Below are 24365 nucleotides of genomic sequence, written 5' to 3'. Positions count from 1 at the left end.
CGCGGCGGATCCGTAGGAGGCGCCGCCGATCGGGCGGCCGGCGCGGGAGGCGGAACCGGGGGAGGGGTGCGGCCGTCGCCGCCGGTTCCCTGGCACCCTGACGACAGGGCCCAGACCGCTGCTCGTGCTGCGCCTACTTGTCCTTCGACGCCTCCTCGGCCTGCCGCGCTATGTCCTCCAGCACGGCCTTCGGCTCGGCGTCCGGGGCGACGGCCTTGCCGATGTTGCGCTTGATGGTGTTGCTGACCTGGAGCCAGGAAGGGTCGTCGACCGGGTAGAGCTCGGCCGTGCGCAGGGCGCTCAGGAACTGCTCGGCGCTGGGGTCGTCGGCCGCGTTCTCCGAATCCTGGTTGGCGGTCACCGTCGACGGAAGGAGCTTGTAGCGTCCGGCGAACTCCTTGAGGTTCTTGTCCTCGTAGACGAAGTTCAGGAACGAACCGACCAGTTCGCGGTTGCCCTCGCGCTTGAAGGCCATCATCCAGTCGGCGACGCCCGCGGCCGGCGGGACCTTCCCGTCCTCGAGGGTGTCCGACACCGGCATGCGCAGCGTCCCGACCTCGATGCCCTTCGCCTTGGCCTCGTGGAGCAGCGAGGGGTAGCCGTTGACCATGCCGACGTCACCGCGCAGGAAGGCCGCGAAGGCGTCCTGCCGGTTGAGCTGCGCCGGGGGGACCGGGCCGGTGAGGGCGGGCGTGACCAGGTTGTCCTTGATCCAGCGGAACGTCGCCGTGTTCTGCTCGGAGGCGATGCTGTAGGCGCCGCTGCCGTCGGTGTACCCGCCGCCGTTGCTCAGTTCCCAGATCAGCGCCTCCGCGTGCGCCTCCTCGGGGCCGAGCGGGAGCGCGTACGGGTAGAGGACGTTCTGCTCCTTGAGCGCCTCGGCCGCCTCCTTCAGGTCCGACCAGGTCTTCGGGGGCTTTGCGCCCGCCTTCTCGAAGAGTTCCTTGTTGTAGAAGAGCAGCCGGCTGCTCGCCACGAAAGGCAGACCGTAGAGATTGCGCCGGATCGAGCCCGCCTCCGCCAGGGGCTGCAGGAAGTTCGACTCCGTTCTGATCGACATCACCTCGCTGGCCGCGTAAAGGCGGTCCTGCGCGACGAAATCGGAGTACGCGCCCATGAGGGCCACGTCGGGGGCGTTGTTCTCCGCGACCATGCGCGTGACCTCGCGGTCCACGTCCGCCCACGGGTAGAGCGTCACCTCGATCTTCTTGCCGGGGTGGGCCGCGCTGAAGGCCACGGACAGCTGGTCCCAGTACCCCTTGGAGCTGGTCGCCGGGCTGTTGCCGTATTCGGGGACCACGAGCCGCAGCGTCGTTCCGTCGCTCTCGGGCGAGCCGCAGGCCGTCACGAGGGAGCCCAGGATTCCGAACGCGGCCGCCGAGGCGGTCATACCGAAGAGTCTTCTTCGCACGGGTGTTTCCTCTGGATCTTTTGGACAGTGCGTCCGGAATTCTCTCCCGCACACGTCCCTCTTTCGCACTTTGTCGAACATGTGTGGCCTTAGCTCCAAGTGCGGCCATTCCCGGTGGTGTCTTCCGCTAGGAACAAGGCCCGGAATGATGCGCGTAGACCCTCCGTCATGTCCACCAGGGGCTACGGAGTGGAGCATGGACGAAGGGGAGTGCCTCAGGCCGGGCGACAGCCGGGCCACGTCGCCGCCCTCGGGGCGCATTGGCCCGGGCGGCCGGCGTTCGGTTCAATGCGACCGGGACGCACCCGGCTGTCGGGTGCCACGCGGAGCGGGGAGACGTGGGATGAAGCGGGTACGTGGCAGGCGCGGGCCGATGACGATCGCTCTCGTCACGGCACTGACGGCAGCCCTGGCCGTGGGGCTGTACTGGTTCCAGCCGTGGAGGCTCTGGCAGGACCGGACGGTCAGCGAAGCCCTGCCCGCCGCCCCCGGGAAGCCGACCGCCGCCCCCTCGGGCGCCGGGCCCACGACCCCGGCGCCGCCGGCCGGGCCGGTGACCCTGACGGAGGGCTCCTTCATCAGCCATGAGCACGCCACCAGGGGCACGGCCAGGGTCGTCCGCCTGGCGGACGGCTCCCATCTGCTCAGGCTGGAGGGGCTCGACACGAGCAACGGGCCCGACCTGCGCGTCTGGCTCACGGACGCCCCGGTCAAGGAGGGCACGGCGGGCTGGCGCGTGTTCGACGACGGGAAGCACATCAGCCTGGGCAAGCTCAAAGGCAACAAGGGCGATCAGAACTACGCGATCCCGGCCGGCCTGAGCCTCGGCGACTACTCCAGCGTCGCGATCTGGTGCGATCGCTTCGACGTGTCCTTCGGCGCGGCGGAGCTCGCCGAGGCGACGGCGTAGGCGGAGGCGTACGGGCGGGGGAGTCCGGCGTACGCGGCCCGGCACCCCGCCGTGCGTACGCGGCCCGGCCCCCGCGCCATGTGGAGGTGCCCGGCACCCCGCCGTGCGTACGCGACCCGGCCCGCCCCGTCAGGTGGTCAGGAATCAAGAAGCCCGGCCGCCGGACGGTCCCTAGCGTTGTCTGCATGGCAACCACCACGGACACCGCAGTCACCACGTCCCTCGTCTCCGTCACCCTTGAGGTGGCGGACCCCGAGGCCGCCCGCCGCTTCTACCGCGCCTTCGGCGTGGACGCCTGCATCGCCCTTCGGGCGTCCGAGGCGCACAGCACCGGATTCCGCGGCTTCACCATGGCGCTCACCGTCTCCGGCCCGGCCACCGTCGACGGCTTCGTCGAGGCCGCCGTGCAGGCCGGCGCCACCGTGCTGAAGCCCGCCGCGAAGTCCCTGTGGGGCTACGGCGGGGTCGTCCAGGCGCCGGACGGTGCGATCTGGAAGATCGCGACCTCGGCGAAGAAGGACACCGGCCCCGCCACCCGCGAGATCGACGAGGTCGTCCTGCTGATCGGCGTCGAGGACGTCAAGGCCACCAGGGAGTTCTACGTCGGTCGGGGCCTGACCGTGGCCAGGAGCTTCGGCGGCAAGTACGCCGAGTTCGCCGCCGGCCGCTCCTGCCCCGTGAAGCTGGCGCTCTACAAGCGCCGCGCCCTCGCCAAGGACCTCGGCGTCCCCGTCGACGGCACCGGCTCGCACCGCGTCGTCCTCGGGGGCTCCGCCGACGCCTTCACCGACCTGGACGGCTTCGCCTGGGAGCCCGTCGGGCCGCCCGCGCCCGCGCAGGACTGACCGCCCCGTCCCGCCGGCCGCTGGCGCTCGACACCGAGCCGCGCGTCGTCGTCGTCCCCCCGGACCTCGCACGGGCGCTGGACGACGACTCCGTGGCCCGCGCCGCGTACGAGGGCCTCACACCCGGTCGCCGGCGCGAGCACGTGCGGGCCGTCGAGAGCGCGATGAGGCCCGAGACGCGCCGTCGCCGCATCGAGCAGGCGGTCGCCGCTCTCCGGGGCTGACCCCGGGCGGCTCGCTATCATCCGGATCATCGAGTCGATCGAGGTGCGGGGGGCGCTCGTGATCCGGATTCTGCTGGCCGAGGACATGCATCTGATCCGCGGTGCGTTGGTGGCCCTGCTGGGGCTGGAGCCCGACATGGACGTCGTGGCCGAAGTCGGCAGGGGCGACGCCGTGGTCCCCGCCGCGCTCGCCCACCGGCCGACGGTGGCGGTCCTCGACATCGAGATGCCCGGCATGGACGGTCTCGCGGCGGCCCGGGCGCTGGGCGACACACTTCCGGAGTGCCGGATCCTGATCCTCACCGTGCTCGGTCGTCCGGAGGTACTGCGGTCGGCCCTCGCGGCCCGGGTGAACGGGTTCATGCTGAAGGACGCCCCGCCGGACCGGCTTGCCGACGCGGTCCGCCGGGTGGCTGCGGGGGAGCACGTCATCGACCCCCAGCTGGCCGCGGCGGCGCTCCTCGCCCGGCAGAGCCCGCTGACCGCCCGGGAGACCGATGTCCTCCGACTGGCCGCCGACGGCGCCGAACTCCCGAGGATCGCCCGAGAACTGCATCTGTCGCAGGGCACGGTGCGGAACTATCTCGGTGCCGCCGTCACCAAACTCGACGCCCGGACCCGGCTCGACGCGGTGAGGATCGCGCGGGAGCAGGGCTGGCTGACGTAGGCGCCGTACTCATCCTCCCGCGGTGGGGACCGGCGAGACCCGTGCGCGCAGGGTCAGCGCGTACCCGCGGCCGTCCGAGGTCGGGCCGGACTCCACCTCCACGCCGAGCAGGGCCGCCCGGTCACGCAGGTTCGCGATGCCGTTGCCGCCGAGGACCTCCGAAGCGCCCGGGGCGCCGCCCGGAGCCGGTACGGCCGCCGGAGCGGACACGGGGGCGGACACCTGGTCGGCCCGGTCGGTCACCCGCAGCAGCCCCGGCCCGACCTCGATCGTGCACGAGCAGCCCGCGGCACCGTGCCGAAGGACGTTGGCCGCGGCCTCCCGGAGCGCCGTGGCGAACAGGCCCTCCATGGCGGGGTCGAGGCCCCTCGCGTCGCCCCGCACCCGCACCGTCGCACCGGCGGCGGACAGGACGCCCCGGACGGAGGCCAACTCGCCGTCCAGGCTCAGCGCCACCGCTTGTCCGGGGATCGCCCGCAGGTCGGCCAGCGCCCTGCGGGCCAGCCGCGCCGCGTCGGCGAGATGGCCCGCCGCCCGCAGCGCGTCGGGGTCGCGGGCGGCGAGCTCGCCCTTCAGCGCGATCGCGGACAGCCCGTGTCCGAGCAGGTCGTGGACGTCCCGCGCGATCCGTCGTCGCTCCCGGGCCACGGCCAGCGAGGCCAGTGCCTCGCGGGCCTCCCGGACCTGGTGGACCAGGCCGGTGAGCAAGGCCAGGCCGTAGAAGACCAGGGCGATCACCACGACGTCCAGGAGGAGGACGGCGGTCCCGTGGACTCCCGGCCCGTCCGTCCGCGCGAGCACGGCGCCCGCCGTCGCCGCGGTGAGCGCCGCCGCGGCCGGCAGTCCGGTCCGCGCCGGCAGGACGATCAGCGTGGACGCCACGGCGAAGGCCGTCAGCTGAGGATAGGGGCCGTCCGGCAGGGCCAGAACGCCCAGCGCCAGAAGGACCTGCGTGCCGAGCGTCCACGGCGCGTACCGGGGCCGGACACCGGGCGGGCGGGGCAGCGAGTGGTACGCCTGGAGGGCGACCACCGCGGTGAGCGCCGTCGCGTACAGCGCGCCGCGCATCCCCGGCATGCCCTCGCCGAGGAGGAACGCCGCACCCACGACCAGGTACTCGACATGGGTGGCGATCACGATCGGCCACGCGAGCCGGGGCGTCATCACCCGCGAGGTGTCCGCGACGTCCGCCGCCTGCGCCGGTGGAGCCGCCCGTACGCGCTCCGCCGCCGCCCGCGCCACCGCCGCCAGCTCTCGCGCGGCCTCCCGTCCCCGCCCCGCGAGGTCGACGACCGCGACCAGGGCCGAGCCGACCGCCTCCTCCCACTGCCGCTCGTTCCGGCTGCGCTCGTCGGCCACCCGGGTGGCGGCCAGGCTTCCGCGCGTGGCGTGCAGTTCGGCGTACAGGTCAGTGAGGCGGCTCAGCGCGTAGACGACCAGACCATGGGCGAAGGCGTTGCCGATGCCGTTGAGCACCGAGAAGACACCGCCGTCTCCGGGCGCGAGCGGTCCGGCCGCCAGCACGACCACGGCGAACAGAGGCCATCGGACCGGGCGTTCGACGGCGAGGAGCACGGACGCCGCCAGGAATCCGGGCAGCCCCGCCCACGGAGCCAGCACGAGCTGAGCGGACAGCGTCCACGCGCCGCGCAGCCGGCGCGCCCAGGGCAGACAGGTGATCAACTGGACCAGCAGCATCAGCACGGCGGCCGGACCCGGCAGAAGGCGGCCGGGCTCCACGGAGAAGCCGAACAGCACGACCACGAGGATCACCGACACCACGGCCACCGGCCCCCGGGAGGACTCGCCAGACCCGTCCTCGCCCCGACCCCGCAACCCCCGATCCCCGGCTCCCCGCCCTGCCCCGGCTCTCCGCCCCGATGCCGCCGTGTTCCCCCGCCTGATCACGCCACCACGCTAGTAGCAGCCGACCGCCCCCGGCCCGCCCCACCCCCACCCATGTGAAACACACATCGTCCGGTGTGCCTCGCACTGCCGCGGACCCGCACCGCGGCGAGATCGTCGACCCATGCGCACCCAGCCGATACGAGCCCTCGCCACCCTCGCCGCCACGCTCACGATCAGCACCACCGCCCTCCTCAGCGGCGCCGCCGACACCCACGCCGCCGCACCCCCCGCCCTGGAATCCCTGGTCGACACCGCCGTCACCGGATACCTGAAGGACGACCGCATCCCCGGCGCGGCCGTGACCGTCGTCTCCGGCGGCAAGCCGGTCCTCACCAAGGGATACGGAGTCGCCGACGTCCGCACCCGCGCACCCGTCGACGCCGAGCGCACCGGCTTCTTCCTCGGCTCCCTCGCCAAGCTCTTCACCGCCCAGTCCGCCTCCCGGCTCGTCGCCGCGGGCGCGATCGACCCCACGGCAGACATCGGCGACCACCTCCGCGAGGCCGCCGTCCCCGACACCCACCCCGGGAGCCCCGTCACCCTCGACCACCTGCTCACCCACACCGCGGGCTTCGACAGCGACCTCGTGGGCCGCAACAAGGCCTCCGCCGAGGACGTGGAGCCGCTCGCCGAGGGCCTGACCAGCCGCCGACCGCCGAGAGTCCGCGCCCCCGGACAGATCGCCGCGTACGACAACTACGGCTACGCCCTCGCCGGACAACTCGTCGCCGACGTCGCCGGTCAGGACTTCCCGGCCTACGTCGAGACGCGGATCCTCCGTCCGCTCGGCATGACCCACTCGACCTTCGCCCAGCCACAGCCCCCGCGGATCGCCCGGGACCTGGCACGCGGCTACCGGCCCGACGGGGCCTCCGGCTGGACCGAGGCGAAGGGCCAGTACGGCGCCTGGAGCCCGGCCGGTCCGGGGGCCGTCAGCACCGCCGGCGACATGGGCCGCTGGCTCACCGACCAGCTCATCGCCGACTCGCCGGCCAACCGCCTGATGCAGCAGGTCCACTACCGGCAGGACCCCCGCCTCCCCGGACTCGGCTACGGCTACGAGGAATGGCGGAGCGGCGGGCGGACCGGCTGGTTCAAGGACGGCGACATCCCCGGCTTCCACTCCACCCTGCTGCTCCTGCCCGCACACGACCTGGGGGTCTTCGTCGTGTTCAACGGCGACGGCACCGACGGACGCGCCGCCCTGGACGGCAGGCACCTGATCGACCGGATCGTCGACCACCTGGTCCCGCCCCGCCCCGCGACGCCCGAGGGGCCCCGCCCGTCGGCCGACCCCGCCCTCGCCACGTACACCGGCAGCTACCGCGCCGCCCGCGTCAGCCGGAGCAGCCTCATGGCCGTGGAGGGTCTGGTCGGAGCGGTCACCGTCGACAAGGACGGGGACACGGGGCTGCGCACCACCGGTCTGTCCGTCGACCCCGCTCAGGGCGAACAGCGCTGGATCGCCCTGGGCGAGGGACTCTTCCGGGAGCGCGGCGACACCGGCGCCACCCTCGCCTTCACCGGCGACGGTCTCCTCGTCTCCTCCGCGACACCGGCGACGGCGTACGAGAAACTGACCTGGCGCCAGTCCCCGGCCCTGCACACGGCCCTGCTCGGCTCCGGCCTGGCCGTCGCCGCCCTCGGCGCGATCGCGTATCCGGCCACCGCCGCCGTACGGCGACTCCGCCCACGGAGTCCGCATCCGGCAGGGGCACGGGCCGCGCGCGCCGCGGCGGCGGTGACCGGGCTGCTCGCCGTGGCCTTCGCCGCCTCGCTCGCGGCGGTCGTCGCGGACGCCAACGCCATGATGGAGGCGGTGCCTCTGGGGTCCCCGATGCTGACCGCGGTCACGGGCCTCGGCACGGCCCTGGTGGTGACCCCCCTCGGGGTCGCGGCCGGGGCGGTGACGGCCTGGCAGCGCGGCTGGTGGAGCCGGACGGCCCGCGCCCTCTTCACGCTCACCGCACTGGGATGCCTCACCCTGGCGAGCATGGTCCTGCTGTACCACCTGGTGACGCCCCCGCTGACCTGGATCTCCGGGTAAGGCCGCCGTTCCGTGGACGTCGGTGCGCGCACCCCGAGCGGACGCCCTCGCCCGCGCGGACACACCGCGGACCCGGCGGTGACGCACACGACCCCCCGTGACGCCCGTCCCGCGACCGGGCCGGTCCCGCTCGCCCGGCCGGGTGTCCTCCGTCCGGACCGTCCCTGGGACGGGCGGGGCCCGGAGGGGAAGGGCTGAGGGGCATCCGAGCCCCGTCGCCGTCGAGGAGTCCGCACATGGCCCGCACGCTCGCCCTGATCCTGGCCGGCGCCACCGCGCTCGCCGTGACGCCCGCCGTCGCCGCCCCCGAACCCGGCGGCGCGGCCGCGGCCAAGGCGGTCACGTACCGGGCCACCGCCCCCTACCAGCAGCACGAGAACGGGGTACGGGCCGGATACAGACCCGACCAGTACTGCGTCCTCGACCGGGCCAACGGCACGGGCGCGCTGGGATACCCCCACTTCAACCACGCCTACGACAACTCGACCGACCCCGCGAAGCCCACCGCCCTCTTCTACGAGGACGACGGCAAGGGCGGCAAGCGACTCGTCGCCGTGCAGTGGATGGTGTACGACCGCGACCAGGACCCGAAGACGGACGACGACCGGCCGAGCATGTTCGGGATGCCCTTCAAGGGCCCCAACCGGGGCAACTTCCCCGGGCAGCCCGTCCACTACGCCCTGCACCTCTGGCTGTGGAAGAAGAACCCCCAGGGCCAGTTCACGACGTACAACCCGGCGGTCCGCTGCCTCCCGGGGACGACCCGCCCGCAGCCGCGCCCGTCGCACTGACGGCCGGCCCGACCGGGACGCTCCCGCCGGCCGGGGGTGTGCCGCCGAACGGGGCGTTCCCGCGTGTCCCGTCCGTGCGGTTCACGGAGCCGGGACCGGGTTGGACAACCCTGGCGAAGGTTCCCGGAGCGGGCAGCCGCGACCGGCGACCGGGTGCCGTCCGAGCGCGGCAGCAGTCGCCGACGGCGACCGGCGCGGGAGCCGCCTGATCCGACGAGACGCCGACAGGGTGGAGGTGGGCCAGTGCCCAGGGGGCCGCTGCTGTCCCTGCGCGGGATCACCAAGCACTTCGGCGGGGTCGTCGCCCTCGACTCCGTCGACCTCGACGTGGACCGGGGCCAGGTGCTCGGCCTGGTCGGAGACAGCGGAGCCGGCAAGAGCACCCTGGTCAAGGCCGTCTCCGGAGTCGTCCCGCCGGACGGCGGGACCATCGAGTGGCGGGGTGCCCCCGTCGAGCTGCGCCGTCCCGCCGACGCCCGACGGCTCGGCATCGCCACGGTCTACCAGGACCCGACGCTCGTCGACCGCCTGGACGTGGTCGCCAATCTGTACCTGGGGCGCGAACTGCGCCGGTTCGGGGTGCTGCGGCAGATCGAGATGGAGAAACGGTCCCTCGCGCTCTTCGAACGGCTCGCCATCAGCCTCCCCGGCATCCGGACCCCCGTGAAGGCGCTCAGCCTGGGGCAGCGGCAGACGGTCGCCATCGCCCGGGCGCTGCTGGGCCGGCCCGAACTGGTCGTCCTGGACGAGCCGACCGCCACGCTCACCGTGGAGCAGACCTCGCGCATGCTCGACCTGATCCGTCGGCTCCGGGACCAGGGACACGCCGTGATCATGGTCAGCCACAACCTCGACGACGTCCAGGCCGTCGCCGATCGCATCGCCGTTCTCCGACTGGGCCGCAACGGCGGCGAGTTCGAGGCCCGGTACACCAGTCAGGAGCAGCTCGCGGCCGCCATCAGCGGCGGCCACCCCCTCGCCGTGACCCTCCAGCAGAGCCTGCTGCCGCGCGGGCTGCCGGCGCAGGACGCGGTCGAGGCGGCCCACCGCTACCTCCCGGCGCACGAGGGTGTGGGCGGGGACTGGTTCGACGTGATCCCGCTGTCCGGCGCCCGGGTCGCGCTCGTGGTCGGTGACGTCGTCGGGCACGGGCTGCACGCCGCCGCGACCATGGGGCGACTGCGGACCGCGGTGCACAACCTCGCCATGCTCGACCTGCCGCCCGACGAACTCCTCACCCACCTCGACGAGGTCGTCGCCCGCATCGACGACGAGCAGACTGCCGGCGGCCGCGAGGACGCCGTCGTCGGCGCGACCTGCCTCTACGCGATCTACGACCCCGTCACCTGCCGCTGCCAGCTGGCCCGGGCCGGACACATGCCCGCCATCGTGGTGAGCCCCGACGGCACCCCCGACATCCCCGACACGCCTGTCGGACCGCCCCTCGGGCTGCGCGGACTGCCCTTCGACACCATCGAGTTCGACGTTCCCGAAGGCAGCCGGCTCGTGCTCTACACCGACGGGCTGGTGGAGTCGCGGACCCGGGACATCGACGAGGGCCTGGACCGGCTGCGTACCGCGCTGTCGCGCTCCGGGCACAATCCCGAACAGACCTGCCAGGCCGTACTCCGGGCGATGCTGCCGGCGGACTCGGCCGACGACATCGCCCTGCTCGTCGCGCGGACCCGCGCCCTGCCTGGTGACCGGATCGCCGAGTGGAACGTTCCGCCGGACCCCTCGGCGGTGGCCGTCAGCCGGGCGGCGGCCACCGCCCAGCTGCGCCGCTGGGGCCTGGAGGACCTGGTCCTGGGCACGGAGCTGATCCTCAGCGAACTGGTCACGAACGCCATCCGGTACGGCGGCACCCCGATCGGGGTGCGACTGGTGTACGCGGGGACGCTGATCTGCGAGGTCGCCGACGCGAGCAGCACCTCGCCGCGGCTGCGACTGGCCGCGGACACCGACGAGGGCGGCCGGGGCCTCTTCCTCGTGGGACAGATCGCCCAGCGGTGGGGCACGCGGTACACCGGGAACGGGAAGATCATCTGGGCGGAGCAGCAACTGCCCTGACCGGCGCGTCTCCTGGAGTCGTCGCCGTGTCGGTCACGGCTCCTCCGCCCGGGACCGGGCTGTCTGGTCTGCCCCGGGGCGGGGCTCAGGACCGGTCCGGCGTCAGCCCCTGGGCACCGGGACGTACGCCTCCTTGACCTGGATGGGCGGGCTGTAGCGGGCCGAGGCCTCCGACGTCGGGATCAGGTCCCGGTGGATCACCTTCGACACCGCCTGGATCGTGTTCACGCCCTGGCTCATCGTGCCGTTGCCGTCGGTCAGCACGGTGATGGTGTAGTCGTGGCCGCCGCCCTTGAACGCACCGACGCTGTGGACGCGCCAGCCGCGCGTGGAGCGCTGCAGCCAGCCGTTCTTGACGTGTACGGACACGGTGGAGGGCGCACCCGCGGGAGTGCCCCACTTCTGCGAGCTGACCACGCGCCCCATCAGCTTGAGGATGTAGTCACGGGAGGCGTCGCTCAGGACGCTGTTCCTGGCGGTGATCAGCGACAGCAGCTTCTGCTCGTCCGTCACGTTGATCTGCGTGAGCCCCCAGTAGCCGCCCGACCCCGGCACCGTCCGCGTCATGCCGGCAGCGGCCAGGAAGCCCTTCACCTTGGAGACGCCGAGCTGGTTCCACAGGGAGCTCGTGGCCGCGTTGTCGGACGTGGTGATCATCGCCGTGGCGAGGTCGGACTCGCGCGTGGTCAGGCGCCGATCGGTCTTCTTCGCGTCCCAGAGCAAGGCGGCGAGGACGGTCACCTTCACGACGCTGGCCGAGTCGTAGGAGGTCGTGGCGCGCAGGGTGCAGGTGGTGTTGGTGGAGCGGTCGCGCAGTCCGACGGCGACCGTGCCGCCGCGGGAGGCGAGCGCGGCGGTGATGTCCCTCTGCAGCTTGGCCGCGAGCCCCGCCTTGCCCGACGTACAGCTGACCTGCGGCGCGGTGGCGGCCGCGGCGGGTGCCGCGCCCGCGACCACGGGCACGAGCACTCCGGCGGCGGCCACCGCCGGAAGCACCCGGGCACGCAGGGATATGTGGTGATTCATGGGGTCCCCCTGGAGACGAGACGAACGCGCTTACGGCGCACTCACCGTCTTTGACTCGCGAGCGCCCGGATGGTTGTACGAGCCCGGGGGACCCGGCGTCCTCACCGAGGCCCGCCGCCGCGGCCGGCTTCCTGCACGAGACCCGGAACCGGGCATCCTCCCCCCTCGTGCCCGAAAGCGCCGAACCGCGCATCCGCAACCTCCGTGGACGAGACCGGGAACCGTGCTTCCCCGCCCGTGCCGCCTGCGACGGACGGCCTCGTCCGCGAGCACTACCCGGCCGCGCGGTGTCCGTCCTGCCCCCGGCCCGCGAGCTCCCTCGGCCGCTCGCCGGGCGCCCCGAACCACTGCTCCAGCGCTTCCGCCAGGCCCGCCCTCCACTGCGTCTCCCGGGCTCCGGTGTCGGCCGCCCAGGCGGTGAAGCCGTCCGGACGGACGAGGACCGCGGCCAGCTCGGGGCGCAACGTGCAGCCGACCGTCAGGGTGTCGACGCGGTCGGCGTACCCGGTGGCGAGGGCCCGGACCTCCGCGTCCTCCGCGAGGTCGAGCAGGACCGCCCGGCCGCCGTGGAGGTGGTCCGCGAGGCGGGTGCCGTCGGCGAGTTCCAGGTCCGGAGTGCTGCGGCCGGTCAGCGGGTGCTCGCCCGGCAGTTCGTACCGGACGCCGGCGCTGTTGAGCTGCGCGGTGAGGTACGTCGTGCCCGCGACCGTGTCCGCCAGATCGGCGACGATCGCGCGCAGGGCCCGGGACTGGGGGTCCGGCCGCATCGCCGCGACCTGGGACCGCGTCCAGTCCAGGATCCGCGCGCCGACCGGATGCCGCTCGGAGGCGTACGAGTCCAGCAACCCCTCCGGTGCCCGGCCGGCGACCACCGCGGCGAGCTTCCAGCCGAGGTTCATCGCGTCCCCGAGCCCCAGGCTCAGCCCCTGGCTGCCGAACGCGGAGTGCACGTGCGCCGCGTCGCCCGCCAGCAGCACCCGGCCCCTGCGGTACTCGGCGGCCTGGCGGGCGTGGTCGGTGAACCGGGTCGCCGTCCGCACCTCGGAGATCGTGACGTCCACCCCGGAGACGCGGCGCAGCCGTGCCTGGAGGTCCGCGGCGGTGACCGGCGCGTTCCGGTCGGACGGAGGGCCGTCGAACTCCACGGTGACGACGCGCCCCGGCATCGGCCCGTACGCGTACACGCCGGTGTCGGTCGCCGCCCAGCCGACGGTCAGGTCCTCGGCGCCGCTCATCTCCACGATCGCCTGGTGGCAGGTGATCTCCGGGTCCGTTCCGGGGAACGCGAACCCCGCCACCTTGCGGACCGTGCTCCGGCCCCCGTCGCAGCCCACGAGCCAGCCGGCGCGGACGGGCCCGTGCCCCGTCCGCACGGTGACGCCCTCGTCGTCCGCGTCGAAGCCGGTCACCTCCACTCCCCGGCGCACGTCGACGCCGAGTTCGTCCGCACGAGCGGCGAGGAGCCGCTCGATGTCCTGCTGCGCCACGAGAGCGACGTCGGCGGCGGGCCCGGCGTCACCGAGTCCCGGCTCGGTGCGGTCGACCAGGTCGGCGCGCAGCATGATCCCGGCGAAGTGCCCGACGAACCCGAGTCCTCGACCGGCCGCGGACCCGTCGCCGTCCCCACCGTTCCGCTCCCGCATGAACGCGTGGAAGCGGTCCATCGACTGCTGCTGTATCGCCGCCAGCTCAGGGAGCATGCCCCGCCGGTACAGCACCTCGGCGCCGGGCGTGGTGATCGCCCCGCCCTTGATCGTCGGATCCACCTCGGTCCGGCGCTCCAGAACGACCACCCTAGCCCCTCCGAGCCGAAGCTCGCACGCCACCATCAACCCCACCGGCCCGCCGCCGGCCACCACTACGTCATAGTCCATGCAACCCACTATGACGGAGTGTCAAAAAGCCTCCCACAGCGCCCTGAACAGCCACAACGCGGGTGACGATGTCAAGGGGGTGGTCCCATGAGGAGGGGGGGCGGGGGCGTCCGTCCGGGGCGGAAGGCGGGCGGGCGGCCGGGTTCGGCGACACGAACGGCGACCGGCGGGCCGACCTCGTGGCCCGGGAGAAGGCGACGGGGAGGCTGTGGCTGTACCCCGGCACGTCGGCCCGGGCGATCCGCTCGCCCCCCACCCGGCTCTCGTCGTCAGGGGTCAGGGGCCGGGGGCCCCGGGCCGGGGGTTGAGGGTCGGGGCCGGGGGCTCATCCCTCGCACGTCGGGACGTCGGGGTGTGTATGGTCGGCTGATTCGACGATCACGGGGGAGTTCCATGTTCACGAGCAGGTCCGCGTCCAGCGCCGCACCGGCGGTCCCGTCCGCGCCCGCTTCCGTGCGGATGCGGAGAGCGCGAGGGCTGGCCGTGGCGGTCCTCCTGCTCGGCGCGCTGAGCGTGTCCTGCGGCGCCTCCGACCCGAAGGACGACGGAGCGGCAGCGGGTTCCGGTGTCTCCGCGACCCCGAGTGCCGCCGCCACCCAGGGGGCGACTCCCACCCCGGCGCCGAGCGAGGGCGGAGGCACGGACGTGCCCGAGACCGGGGAGGCCACTCCCTCGCCGACGGAGTCCGAGCCCGTCTCGCTGGTGCGCGACGCCTTCGCGGGCCTCCAGGCGACCCTGAACGACTCGTGCACCCCGAGCAACTGCGCGTACTTCCTCGGGCGCGTCTACGACGAACTGCACCGGCTGAACCGGGCCATGAAGGCGGACCCGAAGGGTCCCGGCCACTTCCCCGAGCCCATCCAGCACATCGCGAAGCTCGACGAGGAGCTCGGGGGCGACCGTTCCTTCGAGAACCTGAAGAAGCACCAGCCCCTCCTCCTCGGCACCCGGGACAAGATCAACACCTGGATGCAGGGCCACCCCGACGACTACCGCTGACCGTGCGATGACCGCCGGGCGTCCTCAGCGGCGTCCGCCCCGCCTGCGGCGGATCCAGATCCCGGCGGCGGCTCCGGCGAGTGAGGCGACCGCGAGCCCGATGGTGGTCAGCCAGGGACCCCAGGTCCCCTCGTCCTGGGCATCGGCGGCGGTGTGCGACTCCGACGGGGAGCGGGAGGCCTCCGGAGTCGGCGAGGACCGCTGCGGACCGGCAGCCGACCGTGCGGGTGCGGCCGCCCCGGCGCCGCGAGGGCCGCGGCTCGTGGAAGGGGCGGGCGCCGACGTGGGAGACGCCGACGGGGGAGACGTCGAGGGGGCGGGCGTGGCGTGTGCGGCGGTCACCGTCAGCCGCCGCTCGGCGTGACCGAGTCCGGGGTGGCCGGCTGCGACCGTGACCGTCCAGGTGCCGGCCGGCAGCGCCTCGGTGGTGGTCCAGTCGACCGGCCGGGCACCGCGGACGAGCTTCCAGGGGCCGACCGTACGGCTGCCGTCCGCACTGACGGCGCTGACCAGCGCGGCGACCCGCTCGTCCACGGGGTCGCCGTCGTTCTCCCAGGTCACCTCGGTCAGGACATGGCCGTCGCGGTGACCGGTGATGACCACTTCCAGGTTGTCGCCGTGCGCGGCGGCGGGCTGGGGCAGGCCGAGGCCCAGGGCGAGTGCTGCGGTGAGGACGAGCGCGGGTCGGGTGGCGGTGTGCATGGCGGTGCTCCGGTCCGAGAGGGAGAGAGGGGGCGAGGAAGGGGCCGACGAGGCGCCGGGCCGGCGAGGGCGGGCCGCCGTGCGGCGGCCCGCCCGAGGTGCGGCGCGGAGGCGGCCGGTGGGCGGGGTCAGCCCGCTCGGCGGGCCGTCCAGGTCTGCGCCGCCCGTCCGTCCACGCGCTGGAGGTCGAGCAGCCAGGCCCCGTAGTACGGGCGGTTGCTGACGGTGAGGGCGTAGGAGCCGCTGCGGTCGGTGAGGGTGACCGCGCCGTTCGCGACCGTCATCCGCCACTGCTGGGCCGAGGAGCCCGCGGCGCAGGGCTGCTGGGCCACCCACATGCCGGGGGCGGGTGTTCCGCCGGGCTGCAGGCACTTGGCCGAGGCGGCCGACCGGACGCGTACGAGTCCGCTACCCGCGTCGTCGAAATACCACTGCTGCGGTTCGTACCCGTTGCTCTGGGCCGCGACCAGGACGGTGCCGTCGGCGCTGCGGCCGCCCCACAGCTGGGCGCTGAGCCCGGTGCTGCCGTTGGAGAGCAGATAGCGGGTGCCGGGCGTGGTGGTGCCGCCGGCCCCGGCCGTGCGGAAGGTCGTCGCCCGGCCCGGCCCGCTGTCACGGCCCTGGCCGTCGCGGACGGAGACGGCGACGGTGTGGGACGTGCCCGGACGCAGGTTGTAGATCCGCAACGCGGTGCCCTGGACCCAGGTCAGGTGCCGGCCGTCGAGGAGGACCTGGTACCAGGAGGCGCCGGTGACCCGCTGCCAGCTCACCACGACGGAGTCAGCCTGGATCTGACCGGCGGTCACGTCCGGCCCGGTGCCCGGCCTGGGCCCGGTCGGCGTGGGTGTGGGCGTCGGCGTGGCCGTGGGTGTGGTGGTGCGGGTGGGGCTGGGCGTGGGGCTCGGGGTGGGGTCCGGGCCGGTGCCGCCGCCCCTGGCCCGCATGAGGAACTGGTTGTCGGCGATGTTCCAGTGCGTGGCGAGGTAGCTGCCGGGCCGGGGGCTGGTGTGGAAGTAGTCGTCGTGGTTGCAGTCGAGGATGTTCTCGGACGCCCGGTTGGTGCAGACGTCGCGCATCTTCGGGTAGTACGGGCTGTCCGAGTAGCACATCACGTCCCACTCGTCCGTGCAGTGGGCGCCCTTGCTGGTGTTGGGCGCGCTGTTGTTGACCGCGCCCAGGTTGTGCCCGAGTTCGTGGGCGGCGGTGTGCCCGCCCCAGCAGCCGCTGTCCGTACGCCCGTACGAGGGGCCGAAGTTGCTCAGGTTGGACTGTCCGGGCCGCTCGTCGCCGGCGAAGGTGCCGATGCCGCAGTAGACCTGCGCCTCGGCGAAGATCATGTACTTGCGGTCGCGGCGGTCGAGCCCCTTGGCGGCGAGCGCGCGGTTGGTGGCGCTGAACTCCGCCATGGCCGAGTCGGGCAGTTCGATGTTGAGGACGGTCGGCGTGCAGTCGGCGGCCGTCACGTACCGGATGTGGCGGACGCCGCCGGTCTCCTCGGCGCTGGCCGAGTAGATGAGGTCGGCGTCGGCGGCCCACTTGCGGAAGGAGGCGAGGTACTCGGAGTACCGGTCGCGTCCCGGGCCGTGGACGTACACGACCTGGACCCGGTTGCCGGTGCTGCCGTCGCCGTCGCACTGGACGGTCTGTCCGGCGGGGCCCGCGGCGGGGGTCGTGGTGCCCCCGGTGGCGGCCGGAGCGGCGGCCGTGGACGGGCTCGGGGAAGCGGCCGAACCCTGCGGGGCCCGGGCGTCGACGGCGGGTGCGTCCTGAGAGGGGCCCTGGCTCTTGCGGGGCGCGGGCTGCGGCGAGGCCGGCTTCGCCGGATCGGCCGCGGGTGCCACCGACTTGACCGCGGGCGGGGTGTCCTTCTTGATGTCGACGCCCTTGGGCGGCGCGTCGGGGCCGTGGGTGCACAGACCGGTGGCGGTCGCGTACACGCCGGCGCAGCGGTCGCCCTTGGGGGCCGCCTTGAGGCCGTCGTACACCATGCCCCGCGCCGGCTGGTTGGCCGGCTTCTTCGGCATCGGCTCGGGCTCCGTGCTCCTGGCCGGCGCGGCGGCGGGGACGGCGATGTCGGTGACGACGGGGGCGTCCAGGCGGGCGAGGGGAGTTCCGTCCGGTTCCGCGCGACCCGTCTCGTAGACGATCCCTCCGGCCATCACCGCTGCGAGGGCCATCGCGGCAGTGAGGCCCAGGAAGGGTCTGCGGGGCCTCGCCTCGCGGGTCCCACGCTCCTTAGGCTTCCTATGTCTAGGCATGCACACCTCAACTCTCTGGTCGGAAGACTGGGTGCGCGGAAGCCTGTCAGAACCCGCCGGTGAAGAATTCGGACAAAGGGGAGAGCGTTCAAAGAATCCATTCCGTTACCTACGGTGCCGTATCTGATGAACAATCAATGTCTATGCAAACAGGGCTAGTTGGGGATGTCGCGACGACTTGGTCCAGGCCTTTTCGGTGGCGTCGTTATGTGATTGAAATAATGGTCCACAGTTATTGACGTGAATTCAGTGAAGGATTCATCTAATTCCTCACCTCGCGAATCCCTCCGATCACCACCCGTGAGCGCCGCCCGCTGTACTGTCGTGCGGCCCTCTGGGCGGAACGGCTTCGGCGGCCCCGTTCGGGTCGTCGGCGCCGTCCGGGGCGACCCCGAACAGGTGTGGGCGCGCGGGGCTTTCGGCGGGTCGGGGCGGTTCCCGGCGATGAGGGCCGCACGGCGGGCGGTCCGCCCTCCTGGGCGGCCTTCGGGGCAGATCCCGTCGACCCGGTCGCCCCTGCGGTCACCTGTCGCGCGCGCCGTGATCGCCTGCGTCGACCGCCGCCGGGTCAACGGCCTTTCCCCGCAGGTCTCTTGACGGGGTGCGTCGGCCACTGGCTTCATGGCGGATGGGAGCGCTCCCATCGCTCCGTAACCCCCCTCACGGAAGGCCCCCACACTTGCCTGCTCTCAGCCTCAGCGCGTTACGCCGCGCTGCCCTCGTGCTCACCGGTCTCGCCCTCGCCGCCGGCTCCCTGACCGGTCACGCCCTCGGGTCGGACCCCGCCGGCGCGGCCGGCAGAGCCGCCCTCGCGGCCCCCTCCGACTTCCCGGTCCGCGTCAACCAGCTCGGATATCTTCCGGACGGCCCGAAGCGGGCCACCCTGGTCAGCTCGGCCACGGCTCCGCTCGCCTGGCAGCTCCGCGACGCCTCCGGCGCGCAGGTCGCATCGGGGACGACGGCGGTGCGAGGCGCCGACCAGGCGTCCGGCCAGTCGACGCACCTGGTGGACTTCGGCGGCTACGCCGGCACCGGAACGGGCTTCACCCTGGCGGTCGGCGGTCAGGCCAGTCACGCCTTCGACATCTCCGCCGCGCTCTACGACGGCCTGCGCGCCGACGCCATGTCGTTCTTCTACCAGCAGCGCAGCGGCATCGCGATCGACGCCGGACTCGCGGGCAGCGCGTACGCCCGTCCCGCCGGACACCTGGGCGTGGCCCCGAACAAGGGCGACACGAGCGTCCCCTGCGTGCCCGGGGTGTGCGACTACCGGCTGGACGTCCGCGGCGGCTGGTACGACGCGGGCGACCAGGGCAAGTACGTGGTCAACGGTGGGATCGCGACCTGGCAGGTGGTCAACTCCTACGAACGGGCCCGCCGCTCGGGCGGTGACCAGGCCCTCGGCGACTCGACGCTGCGTCTGCCCGAACGCGGCAACGGCGTGCCGGATGTCCTGGACGAGGCCCGCTGGGAGCTGGAGTTCCTGATGCGGATGCAGGTCCCGGCCGGGAAGCCGTCGGCGGGCATGGCCTTCCACAAGATGCACGACACCGAGTGGACCGGTCTGCCGACCCGTCCCGAACTCGACGACAAGACACGAGAGTTGCACCGCCCCTCGACCGCGGCCACGCTGAACCTGGCGGCCGTGGGCGCCCAGTGCGCCCGGGTGTACGCGCCCTACGACCGAGCGTTCGCCGACCGCTGCCTGGACAGCGCCCGCCGGGGCTGGGCGGCGGCGGTGGCCCGACCCGACGCGCTCGCCCCCGCTTCGGACAACGCCGGCGGCGGGGCGTACGACGACACGGACGTCTCGGACGAGTTCTACTGGGCCGCGGCCGAACTGCTCGCGACGACCGGGGAGAGCCGGTACCGCGACGCGGTGACCTCCTCCGCCCACCACGCGAAGCCCGCGGACTCGTTCTGGTGGGGCGGTACGGCCACCCTCGGACGGATCACCCTCGCCACCGTCCCCGGTGTGCCGCTGCCCGCCGACGACGTGGCCCGGGTACGGGGCCTGCTGACCGCGGCCGCCGACGGGCACCTCTCCACGATGGCCGCCGGAGGCTACGCCGTGCCGATCCCCGCCACCGGCTACGGGTGGGGATCCAACAGCGCGGTCGCCAACAACGCGATCCTCCTCGCCGTCGCGCACGAGATCACCGGAGCGCAGCGCTACCGCGCGGGAGCCCTGGAGTCCCTGGACTATCTGCTCGGGCGCAACGCCCTGGACCACTCCTACGTCACCGGCTACGGCGAACGGGCCTCGGAGAACCAGCACCACCGCTTCTGGGCCCGTCAGAACGACGCCTCTTTGCCGCACCCGCCGGCGGGCTCGTTCGCGGGCGGGCCGAACGCGGGGCTCGAGGACCCGGTGGCGAAGGAGCGGCTCAACGGCTGCGCCCCGGCCGCGTGCTACATCGACGACATCGGCTCGTACTCCACCAACGAGGTGGCCATCAACTGGAACTCCGCGCTCGCGTGGCTGGCGGCCTTCGCCGCGGAGCGGCGCGGAGCTCCGGAGACGACCGCGGTGCAGGTGACGCCCGCCGCACTGGCCGTGCCCGAAGGGGGCACCGCGGCCGCGAGCGTACGCCTGTCGGTCGCACCCGCGCAGGACGTCACGGTGACGGTGGCACGCACCTCCGGAGACCAGGACCTGACGGCGACGGCGGGCACCACGCTGGTCTTCACGCCGGCCGACTGGGCCACCGCGCAGCGGGTCGCCGTCTCCGCCGCACAGGACGGTGACACGGTCCCCGGCAGCGCGACGTTCACCGCGGGCGGCCCCGGCGTCTCGACGGCGACCTTCACCGCGACGGAGGTGGACGACGACGCGCCGTCGCCGGGGGCGTCCTGCGCGGTGACGTACCGGGTGGAGAGCGAGTGGAGCAACGGCTTCACGGCAACGGTGAACGTGAGGAACACGGGCACCACGGCGATCTCCGGCTGGACCCTCGGGTGGAGCTTCGCCGGGGACCAGAAGGTCACCGGAGCCTGGAACGCGACGGTGAGCCAGTCGGGCGGCAACGCGACCGCCCGGGACGCCGGGTGGAACGGCGTGCTGGCAGTGGGGGCGAGCACGTCCTTCGGCTTCCAGGCGACGCACTCGGGCACGAACCCGGCACCCACACGCTTCACCGTGAACGGCGCGACCTGCATCTGAGGCCCGTACTCCGCCTCCCCATGTCGGCCCCGGCCGACGGCAGCGTCCCCGCGGGTCGGCGGGGACGCTGTTCAGGGGGTGTCGGGGCGTAGGAGGCCACGGACTGACGAATCCGCCGCCTTCTGCGAGGACCGCTCACATCGCGCCACGCGCGCCACCTCTGGACGGAGGGGTGCCCGGTGGGGGAGGCGGCGGGGAGGAGTCCGAAAGGCCGGAGGGGAAACCGCACTTGGGCCATCCCCGGCCCGACGTTCCCCGTCTTCAGGTCTTGTACGAGCAGCCCCGCACATTCTCGGCTCCTCGTACCTGCCCGCCCTCCCCCTCGGGTATCAGTCCCGTGCACGGGGGCGGAAGGCCCCGTCGCCACGGCCGCGTGCGTCCCGTGTCACTTGATGCCGAGCTTGGCGCACTTCTCGGCGAGATCGTCGGTGCAGAGGTCCTCGGCGGTGTAGATGCCTTCGGAGACGACCGTGCTCTGGATGTTGGTCTTGTCGACGATGACGGGGTCGAGGAGGTGCGAGGGGATGCCGTTCACCTCGCTCTTGGCGCGGAGCGGCAGGTCCATCAGGAGGTCCACCGCGACCTCGGCGGCCTTGGGCGCGAGCTCCAGGGGGCTCTTGTACACGGTGAAGGTCTGGGTACCGGCGATGATGCGCTGGATGGCGGCCTTCTCGGCGTCCTGGCCGCCGACGGGGATCCGCTTGATCCCGGCGTTGTCGAGGGACGTGATGATGCCGCCGGCCATGCCGTCGTTGGCCGAGTAGACCGCGTCGATCCTGTCCTTGCCGAGGTTCGAGATCGCGGCGGACATCTTCTCGCCGGCGACCTTCGGGTCCCACTCGCCGGACGCCTCGAAGGCGATCTTGCCGACCTTGCCGTCGAGGGCGTTGTGCGCGCCCTCCTTGAACTGTCCGGCGTTCGGGTCCTTCTCGTCGCCGTTGATCATCACGACGTCGGCCTCGGACGCCTTGTCGCCGAGGGCGGCGAGGAGCGCCTCGCCCTGGAGCTCGCCCACCTTGGTGTTGTCGTGGCTGACGTAGGCGTCGGCGCCCGCGATCGCGCGGTCGTACGCGACGATCTTGAGGCTCTTGTTCTTGCCCTTGGCTTCCTTGACCCAGCCGGCGGCCTTGGTCGCGTCGACCGGGTCGAGCGCGATGACCCGCACGCCGCCTGCGATCAGCTGGTCGAACTGCTGCTTCTGCTTGACGACGTCGGAGACCGCGTTGTTGTAGACGATCTCGCAGTCGAGGCACGTGCCTCTGACGGCCTCCTCGAACTTCGGTCTGTCCAGCGCCTCGTACCGCGAGGTCTTGTTCTCCGGAAGGAGCAGACCGATCTTGGTCGAGCTGCCCTTGTCGGCGCTCTCGTCACTGCCTGCGTCGCCGCCGCAGGCGGCGAGCGAGAGCGCCATCGAGGCCGCGGCCGCGGCGACGACGGCGTGACGCGTCATTGCGTTCATCTGAGGGTTGCCTCCCTGACGAGGCCGCGACATTGCGGCCGAGGTGGCACGAAGTCAAGCTCGGCCGACATATTGGCGTCAAGAAGTAAACGTTTAACGAGATGGCAACGGTGTTCACCATTATGTGGGTGAATGCAAGGGGGGTGCGTATGCTAGGGCGCCCACCGCCGGACGAGGACACTGCGGGGCGCGGTCCGCGGGGGCCGTGCCACCCGGGAGGACGGGGTCGGCGGGTGGCTGGACCGGAGCTCCCCCGAACCTTTTCCGCCATCCTGAGATACCGGCTCGGATCACGGCAGGCCCACCGGCCCAGGAAGCCCGCTCGGTCGCTACCGGGCGGAGAGCCGGGCGGCGGGGCCCGCGGTGGCGACGAGGCCCGCCCCGAGTGCGACCTTGCGGTCCTGCCCGTCGCACGAGGCCCCGGTCACCGTCATCTGCCGTCGGTCTCGGCCGTCACGGTCGGCGTGCGGGAGTCTCCGGGGCGGAGGAGACCGGGTGGGGGTCGTGGAGGTGGGCCCGTCGGCGCGCGGCCCCGGTGATCCGGCCGACCGGAGCGAGCACCCGGCCCGCCATGACGTACCCGAAGGCCGAGGCGAGGACGGCCAGGCCGAGCAGGGCGACGGCGGACGTGCGGCGGAGGCCGTCCAGGACCGGCTCCCGGCTCCGGGACGCGCACGTGTCCACCGGGTCGGCGGCCGGCGGTCCGGACCGTGCCGCGTCCTGACCGGGACACGGGGGGCCGGTCAGCTGCACGGTGCTGCCCGGGCCGAGCGAGAACGGCGGGTCGCCGCCCTCTCGGATCGTCTGCGCGCTGAGCGTGGAGACGATCGCCAGCAGGAGACCGCCGACGAGGAACAACGTCCCGCCGTACAGCATGGTGAGGCGGAGCCGGACCGGAAGCCGGGACCGCCGCGGGGGAGTGTCCCGGCGTTCGGAGGAACGGCCGACCGGGCCCTTCTCCGACGTCTCCGACGGCCCCACCGCATCCGGGGGGACGTTCGAGTGCCGGCTTCCGAGGCGAACAGGGCTGCGCACGTTGCTCCTTGATGACAGGTGACCACTCTCTGGTCATGGTGCACGGGACGGGATGTGCCCTCGGTAAGGAGCGTGCGGGAGGGTTCAAGCCGTCGCCGTGACCATCCAGACGGCTCCGCCGATGCGAACGCCGTCCGGCGACTCGAACTCCCGCAGCGCATCCTGTACTTCGGCGCGGATGCGGGTGACGGTCTCCGGGGCGACGTCGCGGAGGTTGTGGCGGGTCGGTCCCATGGAGAAGAGGAAGTCGGCGGCGTCCTCCGCGTCGGCGCCGAAGGCCATGGGCGCTTCGTGGGGTGCCACCTCCACGTCGCCGAATCCGCTGTCGGCGAGCACGTGGCGGATGCGCTCGGGATCGAGGAGCGATCCCATGCCCGTGGAGGCCGGGGACGCCTCGCGAAGGTACGGCGAGAGCGCGGCCGTCGCGCGGGCGTAGGCGCCGTCCGGGTCCGCGGGGTGCGGGCAGAGGAAGGCGAGGCGCCCGGCGGGCGCGAGCGCGCGCCGGAGATGGGTGAAGGCGGCGACGTGGTCGCCGAAGAACATGACGCCGCCGCGGCTGATGAGGACGTCGAAGCCTCCGTCGGGGAGCGGGTGCACCTGTGCGTCGCCCTGCTCGAAGGTGACGTTCGCCAGCCCTTCCGTCTCGGCGTCCCGCCGGGCCCGTGCCAGCATCGGCGCGGACAGGTCGATCCCCACGGCGTGGCCGTCCCGTGCCCGGCGCGCGGCCAGGCGGGTGGTCTGCCCGGTGCCGCAGCCCACGTCGAGGACCCGGTCCGTAGCCGCGATGCCGGCGGCGGCGAACAGAGGTGCGTTGAAGCCGCCCATCATCCCGTCGTAGCGCGCGGGGTGCTCGGCCCAGAGGGCGCCCTCCCAGTCGTTCCATGCCGCGGCCTGCTGACGGTTCGCGTACGTCTGCACGGATCGCCTCCCGTAACTAGAGTCGGTCTCTAGAGTTCACCTCTAGATATAGGCTCCC

The 24365-nt window shown here is 73.0% G+C and carries 17 protein-coding genes and 2 pseudogenes; 10 read left to right on the top strand and 9 right to left on the bottom strand.

Going from position 1 to position 24365, the window contains the following annotated elements; genetic code table 11:
- Positions 1–133: 133 nt before the first annotated feature.
- Positions 134–1390, bottom strand: coding sequence for an extracellular solute-binding protein (locus ACF09E_RS13150; protein ID WP_392205260.1), 1257 nt, complete (start codon positions 1388–1390; stop codon positions 134–136).
- A gap of 394 nt (positions 1391–1784) precedes the next feature.
- On the opposite strand from ACF09E_RS13150, the gene ACF09E_RS13145 reads away from it, so the two are divergent.
- From ACF09E_RS13145 to ACF09E_RS13130, 4 genes are all read left to right on the top strand, one after another.
- Entirely contained in the window at positions 1785–2321 is a 537-nt protein-coding gene (locus ACF09E_RS13145; protein WP_392205259.1) for a DM13 domain-containing protein, read from the top strand.
- Between the two features lie 185 nt (positions 2322–2506).
- Entirely contained in the window at positions 2507–3166 is a 660-nt protein-coding gene (locus ACF09E_RS13140) for a glyoxalase (RefSeq protein ID WP_392205258.1), read from the top strand.
- Positions 3127–3390 (top strand): YdeI/OmpD-associated family protein, encoded by a 264-nt coding sequence (locus tag ACF09E_RS13135; RefSeq protein ID WP_392205645.1) that lies wholly within the window; start codon positions 3127–3129, stop codon positions 3388–3390. The genes ACF09E_RS13140 and ACF09E_RS13135 overlap by 40 nt, the downstream gene beginning before the upstream one ends.
- A 58-nt stretch (positions 3391–3448) precedes the next feature.
- The gene (locus tag ACF09E_RS13130; RefSeq protein ID WP_392205257.1) at positions 3449–4057 is read left to right on the top strand and encodes a DNA-binding response regulator; all 609 of its coding nucleotides are present in this window, start codon (positions 3449–3451) and stop codon (positions 4055–4057) included.
- 9 nt (positions 4058–4066) lie between these two features.
- Here the strand turns inward: ACF09E_RS13130 and ACF09E_RS13125 are convergent, their stop codons facing one another.
- Entirely contained in the window at positions 4067–5836 is a 1770-nt protein-coding gene (locus tag ACF09E_RS13125; protein WP_392205256.1) for a sensor histidine kinase, read from the bottom strand.
- Positions 5837–6086: 250 nt separating this feature from the next.
- Here ACF09E_RS13125 and ACF09E_RS13120 point away from each other — a divergent pair, with 250 nt between their 5' ends.
- The 4 genes and pseudogenes from ACF09E_RS13120 to ACF09E_RS13105 all read left to right on the top strand — a co-directional run.
- A complete protein-coding gene (locus tag ACF09E_RS13120) occupies positions 6087–8012 on the top strand; it encodes a serine hydrolase domain-containing protein (RefSeq protein ID WP_392205255.1) in 1926 nt (641 codons plus the stop codon).
- Positions 8013–8248: 236 nt separating this feature from the next.
- Positions 8249–8803 (top strand): hypothetical protein, encoded by a 555-nt coding sequence (locus ACF09E_RS13115; RefSeq protein WP_392205254.1) that lies wholly within the window; start codon positions 8249–8251, stop codon positions 8801–8803.
- Positions 8804–8839: 36 nt separating this feature from the next.
- Positions 8840–9550 (top strand): annotated as a pseudogene (locus tag ACF09E_RS13110) (ATP-binding cassette domain-containing protein); the annotation flags it as partial.
- Between the two features lie 222 nt (positions 9551–9772).
- Positions 9773–10873: pseudogene (locus ACF09E_RS13105) on the top strand (SpoIIE family protein phosphatase); the annotation flags it as partial.
- Between the two features lie 102 nt (positions 10874–10975).
- On the opposite strand, the gene ACF09E_RS13100 reads toward ACF09E_RS13105, so the two are convergent.
- Positions 10976–11899, bottom strand: a complete 924-nt coding sequence (locus ACF09E_RS13100; protein ID WP_392205253.1) for a serine hydrolase — start codon at positions 11897–11899, stop codon at positions 10976–10978.
- A 272-nt stretch (positions 11900–12171) separates the two neighbouring features.
- Positions 12172–13773, bottom strand: coding sequence for an FAD-dependent oxidoreductase (locus ACF09E_RS13095; protein WP_392205252.1), 1602 nt, complete (start codon positions 13771–13773; stop codon positions 12172–12174).
- Positions 13774–14166: 393 nt separating this feature from the next.
- Here ACF09E_RS13095 and ACF09E_RS13090 point away from each other — a divergent pair, with 393 nt between their 5' ends.
- Positions 14167–14772 carry a hypothetical protein gene (locus tag ACF09E_RS13090; protein WP_392205251.1) on the top strand — a complete coding sequence of 202 codons (606 nt, stop codon included), beginning with the start codon at positions 14167–14169 and terminating at the stop codon, positions 14770–14772.
- A 24-nt stretch (positions 14773–14796) separates the two neighbouring features.
- On the opposite strand, the gene ACF09E_RS13085 is transcribed toward ACF09E_RS13090, so the two are convergent.
- Positions 14797–15474 (bottom strand): hypothetical protein, encoded by a 678-nt coding sequence (locus tag ACF09E_RS13085; RefSeq protein ID WP_392205250.1) that lies wholly within the window; start codon positions 15472–15474, stop codon positions 14797–14799.
- Positions 15475–15602: 128 nt separating this feature from the next.
- Positions 15603–17651 (bottom strand): RICIN domain-containing protein, encoded by a 2049-nt coding sequence (locus ACF09E_RS13080; protein ID WP_392205249.1) that lies wholly within the window; start codon positions 17649–17651, stop codon positions 15603–15605.
- 709 nt (positions 17652–18360) lie between these two features.
- On the opposite strand from ACF09E_RS13080, the gene ACF09E_RS13075 reads away from it, so the two are divergent.
- Positions 18361–20895 carry a glycoside hydrolase family 9 protein gene (locus tag ACF09E_RS13075; protein ID WP_392205248.1) on the top strand — a complete coding sequence of 845 codons (2535 nt, stop codon included), beginning with the start codon at positions 18361–18363 and terminating at the stop codon, positions 20893–20895.
- 385 nt (positions 20896–21280) lie between these two features.
- Here the strand turns inward: ACF09E_RS13075 and ACF09E_RS13070 are convergent, their stop codons facing one another.
- From ACF09E_RS13070 to ACF09E_RS13060, 3 genes are all read right to left on the bottom strand, one after another.
- Positions 21281–22354, bottom strand: a complete 1074-nt coding sequence (locus ACF09E_RS13070) for a sugar ABC transporter substrate-binding protein (RefSeq protein WP_392205247.1) — start codon at positions 22352–22354, stop codon at positions 21281–21283.
- A gap of 453 nt (positions 22355–22807) precedes the next feature.
- A complete protein-coding gene (locus ACF09E_RS13065) occupies positions 22808–23389 on the bottom strand; it encodes a hypothetical protein (protein WP_392205246.1) in 582 nt (193 codons plus the stop codon).
- Between the two features lie 84 nt (positions 23390–23473).
- Positions 23474–24307 carry a class I SAM-dependent methyltransferase gene (locus ACF09E_RS13060; RefSeq protein ID WP_392205245.1) on the bottom strand — a complete coding sequence of 278 codons (834 nt, stop codon included), beginning with the start codon at positions 24305–24307 and terminating at the stop codon, positions 23474–23476.
- Positions 24308–24365 lie beyond the last annotated feature (58 nt).

Source organism: Streptomyces sp. NPDC014891, from assembly GCF_043081085.1.
Lineage (GTDB): Bacteria > Actinomycetota > Actinomycetes > Streptomycetales > Streptomycetaceae > Streptomyces.
This window is presented reverse-complemented; position numbering and strand designations above follow the sequence as displayed.

Bases quoted from the DNA above. Each gene is read 5' to 3' on its own strand.
- ACF09E_RS13150 (WP_392205260.1), bottom strand. From the start codon at position 1,390: ATGACCGCCTCGGCGGCCGCGTTCGGAATCCTGGGCTCCCTCGTGACG.
- ACF09E_RS13145 (WP_392205259.1), top strand. From the start codon at position 1,785: ATGACGATCGCTCTCGTCACGGCACTGACGGCAGCCCTGGCCGTGGGG.
- ACF09E_RS13140 (WP_392205258.1), top strand. From the start codon at position 2,507: ATGGCAACCACCACGGACACCGCAGTCACCACGTCCCTCGTCTCCGTC.
- ACF09E_RS13120 (WP_392205255.1), top strand. From the start codon at position 6,087: ATGCGCACCCAGCCGATACGAGCCCTCGCCACCCTCGCCGCCACGCTC.
- ACF09E_RS13115 (WP_392205254.1), top strand. From the start codon at position 8,249: ATGGCCCGCACGCTCGCCCTGATCCTGGCCGGCGCCACCGCGCTCGCC.
- ACF09E_RS13100 (WP_392205253.1), bottom strand. From the start codon at position 11,899: ATGAATCACCACATATCCCTGCGTGCCCGGGTGCTTCCGGCGGTGGCC.
- ACF09E_RS13095 (WP_392205252.1), bottom strand. From the start codon at position 13,773: ATGGACTATGACGTAGTGGTGGCCGGCGGCGGGCCGGTGGGGTTGATG.
- ACF09E_RS13090 (WP_392205251.1), top strand. From the start codon at position 14,167: ATGTTCACGAGCAGGTCCGCGTCCAGCGCCGCACCGGCGGTCCCGTCC.
- ACF09E_RS13085 (WP_392205250.1), bottom strand. From the start codon at position 15,474: ATGCACACCGCCACCCGACCCGCGCTCGTCCTCACCGCAGCACTCGCC.
- ACF09E_RS13080 (WP_392205249.1), bottom strand. From the start codon at position 17,651: ATGGCCCTCGCAGCGGTGATGGCCGGAGGGATCGTCTACGAGACGGGT.
- ACF09E_RS13075 (WP_392205248.1), top strand. From the start codon at position 18,361: ATGGGAGCGCTCCCATCGCTCCGTAACCCCCCTCACGGAAGGCCCCCA.
- ACF09E_RS13070 (WP_392205247.1), bottom strand. From the start codon at position 22,354: ATGAACGCAATGACGCGTCACGCCGTCGTCGCCGCGGCCGCGGCCTCG.